12 protein-coding genes are annotated in these 12,186 nt (G+C 71.5%); 9 read left to right on the forward strand and 3 right to left on the reverse strand.

Annotation, left to right across the window (positions count from 1 at the left end):
• Positions 1-74: 74 nt before the first annotated feature.
• The 3 genes from OG746_RS22610 (at position 75) to OG746_RS22620 (ending at position 1,633) form a co-directional block, all read left to right on the forward strand.
• Positions 75-419 (forward strand): GNAT family N-acetyltransferase, encoded by a 345-nt coding sequence (locus OG746_RS22610; protein ID WP_266717280.1) that lies wholly within the window; start codon positions 75-77, stop codon positions 417-419.
• Positions 420-463: 44 nt separating this feature from the next.
• On the forward strand, positions 464-1,114 hold the full coding sequence (locus tag OG746_RS22615; protein WP_266717282.1) for an aspartate/glutamate racemase family protein: 651 nt from the start codon (positions 464-466) through the stop codon (positions 1,112-1,114).
• 75 nt (positions 1,115-1,189) lie between these two features.
• Positions 1,190-1,633 carry a nitroreductase family deazaflavin-dependent oxidoreductase gene (locus tag OG746_RS22620; RefSeq protein ID WP_266717284.1) on the forward strand — a complete coding sequence of 148 codons (444 nt, stop codon included), beginning with the start codon at positions 1,190-1,192 and terminating at the stop codon, positions 1,631-1,633.
• 41 nt (positions 1,634-1,674) lie between these two features.
• On the opposite strand, the gene OG746_RS22625 is transcribed toward OG746_RS22620, so the two are convergent.
• Positions 1,675-2,328 (reverse strand): TetR/AcrR family transcriptional regulator, encoded by a 654-nt coding sequence (locus OG746_RS22625; RefSeq protein WP_266717285.1) that lies wholly within the window; start codon positions 2,326-2,328, stop codon positions 1,675-1,677.
• 194 nt (positions 2,329-2,522) lie between these two features.
• Here OG746_RS22625 and OG746_RS22630 point away from each other — a divergent pair, with 194 nt between their 5' ends.
• Both OG746_RS22630 and OG746_RS22635 read left to right on the forward strand, forming a co-directional pair.
• A complete protein-coding gene (locus OG746_RS22630; RefSeq protein WP_266717286.1) occupies positions 2,523-3,485 on the forward strand; it encodes an alpha/beta hydrolase in 963 nt (320 codons plus the stop codon).
• A 78-nt stretch (positions 3,486-3,563) separates the two neighbouring features.
• Positions 3,564-4,361: an NAD(P)-binding domain-containing protein gene (locus OG746_RS22635; protein ID WP_266717287.1), complete on the forward strand. Its 798-nt coding sequence runs from the start codon at positions 3,564-3,566 to the stop codon at positions 4,359-4,361.
• Positions 4,362-4,652: 291 nt separating this feature from the next.
• On the opposite strand, the gene gnd is transcribed toward OG746_RS22635, so the two are convergent.
• A complete protein-coding gene (gnd, locus tag OG746_RS22640; RefSeq protein WP_266717289.1) occupies positions 4,653-6,092 on the reverse strand; it encodes an NADP-dependent phosphogluconate dehydrogenase in 1,440 nt (479 codons plus the stop codon).
• A gap of 147 nt (positions 6,093-6,239) precedes the next feature.
• Between gnd and OG746_RS22645 the strand changes: the two genes are divergently transcribed.
• Both OG746_RS22645 and OG746_RS22650 read left to right on the forward strand, forming a co-directional pair.
• Positions 6,240-7,211, forward strand: a complete 972-nt coding sequence (locus OG746_RS22645) for an acetylxylan esterase (RefSeq protein WP_266717291.1) — start codon at positions 6,240-6,242, stop codon at positions 7,209-7,211.
• An 87-nt stretch (positions 7,212-7,298) separates the two neighbouring features.
• On the forward strand, positions 7,299-8,420 hold the full coding sequence (locus OG746_RS22650) for a transglycosylase family protein (protein WP_266717293.1): 1,122 nt from the start codon (positions 7,299-7,301) through the stop codon (positions 8,418-8,420).
• A 53-nt stretch (positions 8,421-8,473) separates the two neighbouring features.
• On the opposite strand, the gene OG746_RS22655 is transcribed toward OG746_RS22650, so the two are convergent.
• Positions 8,474-9,481: a DMT family transporter gene (locus tag OG746_RS22655; protein WP_266717295.1), complete on the reverse strand. Its 1,008-nt coding sequence runs from the start codon at positions 9,479-9,481 to the stop codon at positions 8,474-8,476.
• 297 nt (positions 9,482-9,778) lie between these two features.
• On the opposite strand from OG746_RS22655, the gene glgA reads away from it, so the two are divergent.
• Positions 9,779-10,936: a glycogen synthase gene (gene glgA, locus OG746_RS22660; protein ID WP_266719120.1), complete on the forward strand. Its 1,158-nt coding sequence runs from the start codon at positions 9,779-9,781 to the stop codon at positions 10,934-10,936.
• 17 nt (positions 10,937-10,953) lie between these two features.
• Entirely contained in the window at positions 10,954-12,171 is a 1,218-nt protein-coding gene (gene glgC / locus OG746_RS22665; protein ID WP_266717297.1) for a glucose-1-phosphate adenylyltransferase, read from the forward strand.
• Positions 12,172-12,186 lie beyond the last annotated feature (15 nt).

The raw sequence follows: 12,186 nt of genomic DNA on the forward strand, positions 1-12,186 counted from the left end.
GGAGGCCGAGGCCCGCGACGCGCGGCCGTGTGTCGTGCAGGCCGACCGGGGTCGCCCACGACGCAGGAGAGCCCATGAGTGACATCGAGATCCGCGACGACCGCGAGCACGGGCTGCTGCAGGCCCGCTCCGGCGGCGAAGTCGTCGGCCGCATCCAGTACTTCGTCCTTGATGAACCCGAGCGGGCCCTCGTTGCGGTGCACACCGTCGTGGAGCCGGAACACGAGGGCAAGGGGATCGCGGGCTCGCTCACCCGCGAGCTGTACGGCATCGCCGCCGCCGAGTCGGTGGCCGTGGCTCCGCTGTGCCCGTTCGTCGTCCGGTGGGCCGAGCGGCACCCCGGCGAGGCGCCCGAGGCCTCCGCGGACCTGCTGCTCGCCGCGAAGGCCGCCGTCGAGGCCGACCCCGACAAGTGGTGAGACGGCCCTGCGCCCGGTGATCATCCGCGCATAGGGTGCCGGTCATGAACCTGACGCTCGTGCACACCTCGCCCGTCCACGTGCCGGTCTTCGACGCCCTGCGCGACGCCGACCACCCGGGCCTGGAGCTGCGTCACGTCGTACGCGAGGAACTGCTCGTGCGGGCCGGCGCCGAGGGACCCGAGGCCGTCACCGACGAGGTCCGGGAGCTGCTCGTCGCGGCCGTCGCCGACGGGGCGGACGCCGTGCTGTGCACGTGTTCCACGCTCGGCGCCGTCGCGGAGGGCCTCGCAGCGGACGCCGGTGTGCCCGTGCTGCGCGTGGACCGGCCGATGGCCGCGCGGGCCGTCGCCGAGGGGGAGCGGATCGCCGTGGTCGCCACGGTGCGCAGCACCTTCGGGCCGACGGTCGACCTGGTCGAGGAGGAGGCCCGGCGGGCCGGGCGCGCGGTGGACGTGCGCACCGTGTTCGTCGAGGGTGCCTGGGAGCTGTTCCTCGCCGGGGACAGGGACGGGTATCTCGCGCTCGTCGCCACCGCCATCGACGGCATCGCCGAGGCCGACGTGATCGTCCTGGCCCAGGCCTCCCTGACCGACGCCGCCGAGCGCGCCCACACCGCCCTGCCCGTGCTCTCCAGCCCGCGCCCCGGACTCGGCGCCGCCGCGTCGGAATGCGCGAGCGCCAATAACGCTTAGCTTGAAGGGAGTTACCCGGAACCCGGGAGCCCGCCGGCGCGACCGGCCGGCTCCCCGAACCAGGAGGCAGTCCGCATGACCGACCCCGGCACCGACGTCGTCATCAGCCCCACCGGCTGGGTCGCCGAACAGGCCCGCACCTACGAGGAGTCCGGCGGCACCAAGGGCACCAGCATCCACGGCGCCCCGTGCCTGCTCCTCGACTACGAGGGCCGCAAGAGCGGCCAGTGGCGGCGCACCGTCCTGATCTACGGCACGGACGGTGACGACCAGCTGATCGTGGCGTCGTACGGCGGCTCGGACCAGCACCCGCAGTGGTACCTGAACCTTGAGGCCAACCCCGAGGTCCGGCTGCGTGTGGGAACCGAGCGGTTCACGGCGCGCGCCGAGACCCTGTCGCCGCAGGACAAGGCGCGGGTGTGGGACTCCCTGGTGGAGCTGTTCCCGGACTACGCGGTCTACCAGAAGAAGACGAGCCGCGACATTCCCGTCGTACGGCTGCGCCGCACCGAAGGCTGAGAATCGGCCCGGTCCTCACGCGCCGCACCACCCCGCCCGCGTCAGGGAATCGCGGCCTCGATCCGGGCGAGGTGGGCGGCGAGGATCTCGTCGAACGCCGCACCGCGGTCGGCCCCGAGGGGGCGGATCTCGCGGGCGAAGTGGGCCAGGGCGGGGAAGCGCTCGGGGTCGGCACCCAGCACCGCGACCCGGAATTGCTCCATGCCCTGCTCGTACTCGCCGGGGGTGAGGCTGCCGATGCCCGCCTCGGAGGCGATCAGAGAGGCGACGAGGATCACGATCCGGTGGTAGCGGGCCGGAATCTCCTCATCGGGCAGGCCCGAGGTCCGCAAGGCCTGTAGTACCTCTTCCATGACCAGCCGGGAGCCGGCACCCCCGGACGCGTAGCGCCCCCAGACCGCGGCGAGTTGAGGGTGCTCGCCGAAGGACTCCCGCAGACGCAGGGCCGTCGCGGTGATGCGCTGCTTCCAGTCACCCTCGGGGCGGTAGCCCTCCATCGCGGCCGCAAGGATGCGGTCGGCGACCGCGCGCAGCAGCTCCGTCTTGTTGCGGAAGTGCCGGTACAGGCTGGAGGAGTCCGTCCCGAGAGCGCCGGCGAGTTTGCGCACACTGAACGACTCGGCGTCGCTCGTGCGCAGCAGCTCCGCCGCCGTGTCCAGGATCTCCTCGGTCGACCAGCGCCTTCGGGCTGCCATTTTTCCCCTCTCGTCCCGGCCGAGCCTAGCTCATGCACATGGCCATGCACTCGGCACTGCACTGAGCGTAGTTTTCAGTCATGCACTTGGTTATGCACGCACCGCGTGCATACTAAGGACACATGCCCGACCGGGCCTCCCGATCGGGAGCAGCGAAGAGACGAAGCAGCGAACAGACGCAGGGGAGACGGGACATGAGTGAGACCACTGCTGTGGAGCGGCCGCCGGAGCCGGACTTCTCGGCGATCACCAACGAGGAACTGATCGCCTACCGCGAGGCGGAGAACCGCTTCAGGGCGTCCCGTGCGGCTCGGGTGGTCCTCGGCGAGCCGGACCCGGACGCGGTCGTCGACTGGCGGAACGTGGCGCTGCCTGGCCGCGACCTGCCTGTCCGGGTGTACCGGCCGGCGGCGACCCGGGACGCGGAGGCCGGCGGCCGGGTCGATCTGCCGCTCGTGATCCATGTGCACGGAGGAGGCTTCGTGGGTACGGCGGCGCAGTGCGACTGGGCCAACAGTCACCTCGCCGCCCGGCTCCCCGCGGTCGTCGTCTCGGTCGAGCACCGCCTCGTCGCCCAGGACAGCACGCTCCCGCATGCCGCCGACGACGGCTGGGACGTGCTGCGGCACGTGGTGCGGAACGCCGGGCAGTGGGGCGTCGACCCGGCGCGCACGGCCGTCTTCGGCGAGAGCTTCGGCGGGCTGATCAGTGCCCTGAGCGCGATCCGGGCCCGCGAGGCCGGCCTGCGGCTCAGGGCGCAGGTGCTCGTCAACCCCGCGGTCGACGTGACCGACACGATGGAGGACCACTCCTCGACGGCCGAGTACGCGTACAGCCCGACCCGCGCCCTGCCGCTCCTGCGCTTCCTGCGGCGACTGTCCGTCCCGCCGGGGATCGATGCCCGCGCGTACTCGCCGCTGTACGCGGACGACCTGGGCGGACTCGCGCCGGCGCTCGTGGTGGTGCCGACCCAGGACGCGGTGGCCGACCACGGCCGGCGCTACGCCGAACGACTGCGGGAGGCCGGGACACCCGTGAGGCTCACCGAATACCCGGGAGCGAAGCATGCGTTCCTCTCCCTGCCGGGCATGGAACCGCAGGCCGAGGCCGCCCGCACGGAGATCCGCGAGTTCCTCGGTGCGGCCCTGGCGGACTGAACGAGGTGCTGCGCGACGGGCCCGTCGCGCAGCACCCGCCTCGACGTGATCACGGACCCATGGAGGAGGAGACAGTTGGTGGAGGAGGAGACGGTGCGACGCGTCGGCATCATCGGGGTGGGCGAGATCGGCCGGGCCGTCGTCGAGGGCCTGCGCCACGAGGGCGGTGCTTGGCCGGAGGTGTTCCTCTCCCCGCGGGGAGCCCGCACGGCCGAGGCACTGTCCGAGCAGTACGCGGGTGTCACGGTGTGTGCCGACAACCAAGAGGTGGTGGACCGCTCCGAGTTGGTGCTCCTCGCGGTGCGCCGCCGGGACTGGCACGACGCCGTGGCCGGACTACGGATCGACGGCGACAGGGTCGTGGTCAACGTGATGGCCGGCGTCGGCAATGACGAACTGCGTCGAACGCTCGGCGCCGACGTCCCGTTGGTCCGCGCCATCCCCCTGCCGACCATCCGCGAACGCCGCTCCGTCACGGTCGTGCACCCCTCGCACCCGGAGGTGGATGCCTTCTTCGCGCGGATGGGCGGCGCGCTGCCCGTCGCGGACGAGGCCGCCTTCAACGTTCTCTCCGCGCTGACCGGCACGTTGACCACCCACTACGCGTATCTCGCGACGCTCGCCGCATGGGCCGCCGACCACGGCATCGCCCCCGACGACGCCGACCGCTACGTCCGCGGCCTCTTCCAAGGCATCGGCCGCTCGCTGGGCGACGGGACCCGCTCCCTGAACCGGCTCGCGGCCGACCACGAGACGCCGAACGGGAACAACGAACGCATCCGCACCACCTGGTTCGATCCGGCCAACGTCGAGGCCCTCACGCAGGCGCTCGACGAGCTGCTCGCCGACCTCGGCCGGCCACTCGACGGGTCGTAGGCGTGGACTCGGCGGGCGTGGGCACGCGAGCCGGGAGACAGTGGAAAGGTCCCCTCCGAACCGTTGGAGGAACCAACGATGACCCAACCGTTCCCCGATCCCGTCCCGCCGACCCCCACGCCCGGGCCCGGCCCCGGTCCCGACCGGCCGGATCCCGGTCCGATGCCGGACCCGTTCCCGACGCCGGTGCCCGAGCCCTCGCCGCGGCCCTCGCCGTCACCGACGCCGCCGCTCCCGGACCCGGACCCCGATCCACACCCACCGGAGCCCGAGCCCTCACCCGCCTAGCGGCTACGCGTCGACCTCGGAGCGGTCACCGCCCCACAGCGTGTGGAACGAGCCCTCCCGGTCGACCCTGCGGTACGTGTGCGCGCCGAAGAAGTCCCGCTGGCCCTGCGTGAGCGCGGCCGGCAGGCGCTCGGCGCGCAGCGCGTCGTAGTAGGCGAGCGCGGCGGCGAAGCCCGGCGTGGGCACACCCTGCGTGGTCGCCGCGACCAGGACCGAGCGCCAGTCGTCCTGCGCCGCGGCGATCTCGTCGGCGAAGCCCTTGTCGGACAGCAGCGAGACCAGGTTCGGCTCGGCCTCGTACGCCGCCGTGATCCGGTCGAGGAACGCGGCGCGGATGATGCAGCCGCCGCGCCAGATCCGGGCCACCGCACCGGAGTCGATGTTCCAGTCGTACTCCTCGCTGCCCGCGGAGATCTCGTGGAAGCCCTGCGTGTACGACACGATCTTCGAGGCGTACAGGGCCTGTTCGACGCGGTCGGCGAAGGCGGCGGCCTCCGACTCGCTCAGTGCCACGGCCGTCGGACCCGCCAACTCGCGTGAGGCGGTGCGCAGTTCCGCGTGCCCGGACAGGGAGCGCGCGAACACCGCCTCCGCGATGCCGGACACCGGCACGCCCAGGTCGAGCGCGATCTGTACCGTCCAGCGGCCGGTGCCCTTCTGCTCGGCCTGGTCCTGGACGACGTCCACGAAGGGCTTGCCGGTCGCCTCGTCGACGTGCGAGAGGACCTCGGCCGTGATCTCGATCAGGTAGGAGTCGAGGCGGCCCGTGTTCCAGGTGCGGAAGATGTCGGCGATCTGCGCGGGGGAGTACCCGGCCACGTCGCGCAGCAACTGGTAGGCCTCGCCGATGAGTTGCATGTCGGCGTACTCGATGCCGTTGTGCACCATCTTGACGAAGTGGCCCGCCCCGTCGGGGCCGACGTGTGTCACGCAGGGCGCGCCGTCCTTCGCCTTGGCGGAGATCTTCTCCAGCATCGGGCCGAGCGAGGCGTACGACTCGACGCTGCCGCCGGGCATGATGCTCGGCCCGTGCAGCGCGCCCTCCTCGCCGCCGGAGACGCCGGTGCCGACGAAGTGGATGCCCTGCTCGCGCAGTTCCCTCTCACGGCGACGGGTGTCCGCGAAGTGCGCGTTGCCGCCGTCGATGATCATGTCGCCCGACTCCATGAGCGGCGCGAACTCCTTGATCACCGCGTCCGTCGGCTCGCCCGCCTTCACCATGATGACCAGGCGCCGCGGCCGCTCCAGCGCGGCCACGAACTCCTCGGCCGTCTCGGTCGGTACGAAGATGCCCTCCTCGCCGAACTCCTCGACCAGCGCGTGCGTACGGGACGCCGTGCGGTTGTGAAGGGCGACCGTGTAGCCGTTGCGGGCGAAGTTCCGGGCGAGATTGCGCCCCATCACAGCGAGCCCTGTGACACCGATCTGGGCTGTGTCGCTCATGCCTGCCGCTCCTGTCGCTTCTGTTGCTTGTGCCTGCGGAAGATGAAAGATCTTGTTCATTTCTGGTGGGAAGTCGCGTTAGGTTGGCGATCCGACCCCACCATGGATTCTCTCCACCGTGGACTCTCTACGAAATTGGAGCCGTGCGTGCCTCATTTCGACCTGTCACTCGATGCGTTGCGTACTTATCAGCCGGAGTTGACCGCCCCCGACGACTTCGACGCCTTCTGGGAGAAGACCCTGGTCGAGGCCAGGGAGCACGACCTGGACGCACGCTTCGAGCCCGTCGACGTCCCGTACACGGCAGTCGACGTATTCGACGTTACGTATGCGGGCTTCGGCGGGCATCCCGTGAAGGGCTGGCTGGTCCTTCCGGCAGGCGCGAACGAGCCGCTTCCGGCCGTTGTCGAGTACATCGGCTACGGAGGCGGCCGCGGCCTGCCGCACACCCACCTGCGCTGGGCGGCCGCCGGGTTCGCGCACTTCGTGATGGACACCCGCGGGCAGGGCAGCGGCGGCAGCGTCGGCGACACCCCCGACCCGGTCGGCTCCACGCCGTCCCAGCCGGGCTTCATGACGCGCGGCATCCAGGACCCGCACGAGTACTACTACCGCCGCGTCTACACGGACGCCGTGCGCGCCGTCGACGCCGCCCGCTCGCACCCGCTCGTGGACGCCTCGCGGGTCGCCGTCACCGGCGGCAGCCAGGGCGGCGGCATCACGATCGCCGTGGCGGGCCTCGTGCCCGACCTGCGGGCTGCCGCGCCCGACGTGCCGTTCCTGTGCGACTTCCGGCGCGCGGCCACGCTCACCGAGCGTCACCCGTACCGGGAGATCGCCCTCTACCTCAAGGCCCACATCGGCGAGGACGAGCGCGCCTTCCGCACGCTCTCCTACTTCGACGGCATCAACTTCGCGGCGCGTGCCACGGCGCCGACCCTGTTCTCCGCCGCCCTGGAGGACCTGACCTGCCCGCCGTCCACGGTCTTCGGCGCGTACAACCACTGGGCGGGCAGCGAGAAGACGATCGAGGTGTACACGTTCAACGACCACGAGGGCGGCGGCCCCTTCCAGCAGGCCGCACAACTTCGTTGGATTCCTGGGCACTTGAGGGGCTGAATCCCGCCAAGGTGGCTCGGGGCACTCTTGTCCACTTACGTAGGAGCGGCTAATTTGCCGCTCCTACGTGTGGCTGAGGGGGCATTCATGGCGTTACGCGGCCGGCACCGCCGGTATCAGCCGAGCCGGGTCAATCGGGCGTCGCTCACCGTGACCGTGGGCGGTGTGGGCATGGCGATACCGATCGTCGGCGCGGGCACGGCGCAGGCCGCGGACGCGCACACGTGGAACAAGGTCGCCGCGTGCGAGTCCTCCGGGAACTGGAGCATCAACACCGGCAACGGGTTCTTCGGCGGACTCCAGTTCACCCGCTCCACCTGGGCCGCGTACGGCGGCACCGCGTACGCGCCGCGCGCCGACCTCGCCACCAGGGACCAGCAGATCGCCGTGGCGGAGAAGGTGCTCAAGGGGCAGGGGCCCGGCGCCTGGCCGGTGTGCTCGCAGCGCGCGGACCTCACCCGCACGACCGCGACGCCGGACGTGCGGCCGCAGGCCACGCCGCAGTCACGGGCGGGACGCGCCCAGATGTACCGCGTCGTCAGCGGGGACAGCCTCTCCGGAATCGCCGCCGAGCGGTCCGTGAAGGGCGGTTGGCGGGCGCTGTACGCGGCTAATCGCGCCACGATCGGCTCCGACCCGGACCTGATCACGCCGGGGCAGCGCCTCGGCATGCCGGGGAAGGTGAAGGGCAAGACGCAGGCGCAGACCGCGAAGAAGGCCTCGAAGCCCGTCGCCGAGAAGCCCGCCGCCAAGACTTCCGAGAAACCCGTCGCCAAGAAGTCCGACACGGCGAAGGCCACCACGCACAACGCCGTCGCCCCCGTCGCCGCGTCCCTCGGCACCCCCTACCGCGCCGCCGGTTCCTCCTGGTCGAAGGGCTACCACACGGGCGTCGACTTCGCGGTGCCCACAGGGACCTCCGTGAAGGCCATCACCGCAGGGCACGTCGTCTCGGCCGGCTGGGGCGGCTCGTACGGCTACGAAGTGGTGATCCGGCACGCCGACGGCAAGTACAGCCAGTACGGGCACCTGTCGGCGCTGACGGTGAAGAGCGGCCAGCGCGTGGTCGCGGGCCAGCGCATCGCACGCTCCGGCTCCACGGGCAACAGCACGGGCCCGCATCTGCACTTCGAGGTGCGGACGGGGCCCGGCTTCGGCAGTGACGTGGACCCGCTGGCGTATCTGCGGGCCCGCGGCGTCAGGATCTGAGCGTCCCAGAGGCCTCAGGGACTCTGAGCGTCCGAGAGGCCTCAGGGCCGGTATCAGGACGACCGGATGTCCTCGGCCGTCCAGCCCCCGCACGGCGGCTTCTGCCGGGGGCCCGGCGCGCGCTGCGGCAGCGGCACGGAGTCGAGCCCGGCCGGGCTGTCCGGCACCACGGGCGGGATCACCGGTGACGCTCCGTGCGGGAGGGTGGTGACGACCGAGGCGCGCGACCGGCGGCCGCGCCCGATGCGCTCCGTCGTCAGCAGGATCAGGCCGCCCGCCGCCACGACGCCGCAGGCGAGCGCGAGCATCGTGCCGATCGTGCCGTACCGGAACGATTCGCCGAACATGGTGAGGCCGATGGTCGCCGCCACCACGGGGTTCACGACCGTCGCGGTCGCCAGTGGTGCGGCGAGCCCTGCGCCCCGGTAGGAGGCCTGCGACAGCAGCATCCCGGTCACGGCCAGGCCCGCGATCGCGAGGAGCGTGGCGAGCTGTTCCAGCGGCTGCCCGGTCCAGTCCTCGGTCACGGACTTCGTGAACACCGACGCCATGCCGAACGCGCCGCCGGCCGCCACCGCGAGCAGCACCGCGCGCACCACGGGGTGCCGGTGCGCCACGCGGGCCGACGACATCAGGGTCAGCACGCCGCCCACCGTGATCAGACCGACGAACAGGCGCTGCGTCCCGTCCAGTGACTGCTCGGTCGTGGACCCGGTCAGCGAGAGCAGCCCCGCGAGGCCGACCGTCGCCATGATCGCGCCGCGCCAGGCCGTCGCCCCGGCCCTGCGCCCCACCAGGAGCGCCGACATCGGCAGGGCGAGCACGATCGTCAGGGCGCCCAGCGGTTGTACGACGCTGAGGGGGCCGAAGGCGAGCGCCGCGACGTGCAGCAGCGCACCCAGGCCGTTCAGGCATCCGGCGCCCCACCAGGCGGGCCGGCGCAGGGGGGCGTACGCCGCCTTGGGCGACGTCACGGCCACGCGCTCCTGCACGATCGCCCCGCCCGCGTACGCGACGGCGGAGACGAGCGAGAGCAGCACGGAAAGCACCAGGTCGCTCATGAGGCGCCCCTGGGGGTGCAGCGTGGCGCACGGTCGCTTCTCATACTCTCTACGATCGCTCTTTTCACCTCTCCCTGTCGTCCGACTTGAGCACGCATTGGGTCCTACTCCCGTTGGAGTAGGCCGCATCCTGATTCATCCCCAGGGCGGGTGCCCCAGGGACCCGGGGGAGACTCGGGCCCGTTACGGTCCGCGCTCTTCCGCACGGGCCCTCCATGGGTGACCATGAGGTGCGCTTTCGAACAGCGATCCGGAGCGAGTGTCGCCGACCGACGACTACGGGGGCCGCGCGTGCGTGTGGGACTGCTGACCAGGGAGTACCCGCCGGATGTCTACGGCGGTGCCGGAGTGCACGTGGAGTTCCTGGCGCGCGAGCTGCGCCCCCTCGTCGACCTCGAGGTGCACACGTGGGGCGAGGGAGCGGCCGACGGCGTGCGCCGGCACCGGGCCTGGCCCGCGCTCGACGGGGCGAACGACGCGCTGCGCACGCTCTCCGTGGACCTGGCCATCGCCGCGGCACTCGAAGGCCGCGACCTCGCGCACTCCCACACCTGGTACACGAACCTCGCCGGGCATCTGGCGGCGCTGCACCTCGGGATACCGCACGTGATGACCGCGCACTCCCTGGAGCCGCTGCGCCCCTGGAAGGCCGAGCAGCTGGGCGGCGGCTACGCGCTGTCGGCATGGGCCGAGCGGACCGCGATCGAGGCCGCGGACGGCGTGATCGCCGTGTCGCACGCGATGCGCAAGGACATCCTCGCCTGCTATCCGGCCCTGGAGCCGAAGAAGGTCCGTGTCGTGCACAACGGCATCGACGTCTCGCTCTACCACGCGGACGCCGGCACGGACGTGCTGCGCCGCTACGACATCGACCCGCAGCGCCCCTACATCCTCTTCGTCGGCCGCATCACCCGGCAGAAGGGCGTGCCCCATCTGTTGCGCGCGGCAAAGGGGCTGACGAAGGACGTCCAGGTCGTGCTCTGCGCGGGCGCGCCGGACACTCCGGAGGTCGGGCGCGAGTTCCGGGAGCTGGTCGACGAGTTGAAGGCCACGCGCGACGGGGTGCGCTGGATCCCCGCCATGCTGCCGCGCGCCGAGGTCATCCAACTGCTCACGCACGCCTCGGTGTTCGCGTGCCCCTCCGTGTACGAGCCGCTCGGCATCGTCAACCTGGAGGCGATGGCCTGCGGCACCGCGGTGGTCGCCTCGCAGGTCGGCGGCATCCCCGAGGTCGTCGCGGACGGCGAGACGGGGCTGCTCGTCCCGTACGCGGCCGCGGAGCCCGAGGCCTTCGAGGCGGGGCTCGCGGTCGCCCTGAACCGGGTGGTCGCCGATCCCGGTGCGGCGCGGGCGATGGGAGAGGCGGGTCGGGAGCGGGCGGCGGCGGAGTTCGGCTGGGACGCGATCGCCCGGCGCACGGTCGACGTGTACCAGGAGATTCTCAACGGTACGTGAATCACAGGGGGGTTGGGATGCGCGGCGGACCTTCGGTGCTCGGGATCGTGCTGGCAGGTGGGGAGGGCAAGCGGCTGATGCCGCTCACCGCGGACCGGGCGAAGCCCGCGGTGACGTTCGGCGGTACGTACCGCCTGGTCGACTTCGCCCTGTCCAATCTCGTCAACGGCGACATCCTGCGCATCTGCGTCCTGACGCAGTACAAGTCGCACTCGCTGGACCGGCACGTCACGACCACCTGGCGGATGTCGAGCCTGCTCGGCAACTACGTCACTCCGGTCCCGGCCCAGCAGCGACTCGGGCCGCGCTGGTACTCGGGCAGCGCAGACGCGATCCTGCAGTCCCTCAACCTGGTCCACGACGAACAGCCGGACTACATCGCGGTGTTCGGCGCCGACCACGTGTACCGGATGGATCCGCGGCAGATGCTCGCCCAGCACATCGAGTCGGGCGCGGGCGTCACGGTGGCGGGCATCCGGGTGCCGCGCGGGGAGGCGTCCCAGTTCGGGATCATCACGCCGGCCCGTGACGGCACGCGCATCGACGCCTTCCTGGAGAAGCCGACCGATCCGCCGCCGCTGCCCGGCACCCCGAACCAGGTGTTCGCATCGATGGGCAACTACCTGTTCACCTCGAAGGTCCTCGTCGACGCGCTGACGACCGACGCCGAGGACGCCAACTCGGCGCACGACATGGGCGGTTCGATCGTGCCGATGCTCACCGAGCGAGGCGTCGCCCAGCTCTACGACTTCGACGGCAATCACGTGCCGGGGGAGACGGACCGGGACCACGGCTACTGGCGCGACGTCGGCACCCTCGACGCCTACTACGAGGCCCACATGGACCTCATCTCGGACACCCCGGTCTTCAACCTCGACAACCGCCGCTGGCCGATCTACACCCACCCCGGCCAGCTGCCGCCCGCCAAGTTCTGCGCGGGCGGCATCGCGGCCGAGTCCATCGTCAGCCCCGGCTGCGTCATCCGCGGCCAGGTCACCCGCTCCGTACTCTCACCGGGCGTCGTCGTCGAGGACGGCGCGGTCGTCCAGGGCTCGGTCCTGCACGACAACGTACGGGTCGGCAGAGGAGCGGTGGTACGCGGCGCCGTCCTCGACAAAAACGTGGAGGTCCCGGTCGGCGCGACCATCGGCGTCAACCCGGGCCGCGACGCGGAGCTCTACACCGTGTCGAAGTCCGGGGTGATCGCCCTCGGCAAGGGGCAGTCGGTGCACTGAGCAGAAAGGGGAGGG

Source organism: Streptomyces sp. NBC_01016 (assembly GCF_026341035.1).
Taxonomy (GTDB): Bacteria; Actinomycetota; Actinomycetes; order Streptomycetales; family Streptomycetaceae; genus Streptomyces.

Bases quoted from the DNA above. Each gene is read 5' to 3' on its own strand.
- OG746_RS22610 (WP_266717280.1), top strand. From the start codon at position 75: ATGAGTGACATCGAGATCCGCGACGACCGCGAGCACGGGCTGCTGCAG.
- OG746_RS22625 (WP_266717285.1), bottom strand. From the start codon at position 2,328: ATGGCAGCCCGAAGGCGCTGGTCGACCGAGGAGATCCTGGACACGGCG.
- OG746_RS22620 (WP_266717284.1), top strand. From the start codon at position 1,190: ATGACCGACCCCGGCACCGACGTCGTCATCAGCCCCACCGGCTGGGTC.
- glgC (WP_266717297.1), top strand. From the start codon at position 10,954: ATGCGCGGCGGACCTTCGGTGCTCGGGATCGTGCTGGCAGGTGGGGAG.
- OG746_RS22650 (WP_266717293.1), top strand. From the start codon at position 7,299: ATGGCGTTACGCGGCCGGCACCGCCGGTATCAGCCGAGCCGGGTCAAT.
- gnd (WP_266717289.1), bottom strand. From the start codon at position 6,092: ATGAGCGACACAGCCCAGATCGGTGTCACAGGGCTCGCTGTGATGGGG.
- OG746_RS22615 (WP_266717282.1), top strand. From the start codon at position 464: ATGAACCTGACGCTCGTGCACACCTCGCCCGTCCACGTGCCGGTCTTC.
- OG746_RS22630 (WP_266717286.1), top strand. From the start codon at position 2,523: ATGAGTGAGACCACTGCTGTGGAGCGGCCGCCGGAGCCGGACTTCTCG.
- OG746_RS22655 (WP_266717295.1), bottom strand. From the start codon at position 9,481: ATGAGCGACCTGGTGCTTTCCGTGCTGCTCTCGCTCGTCTCCGCCGTC.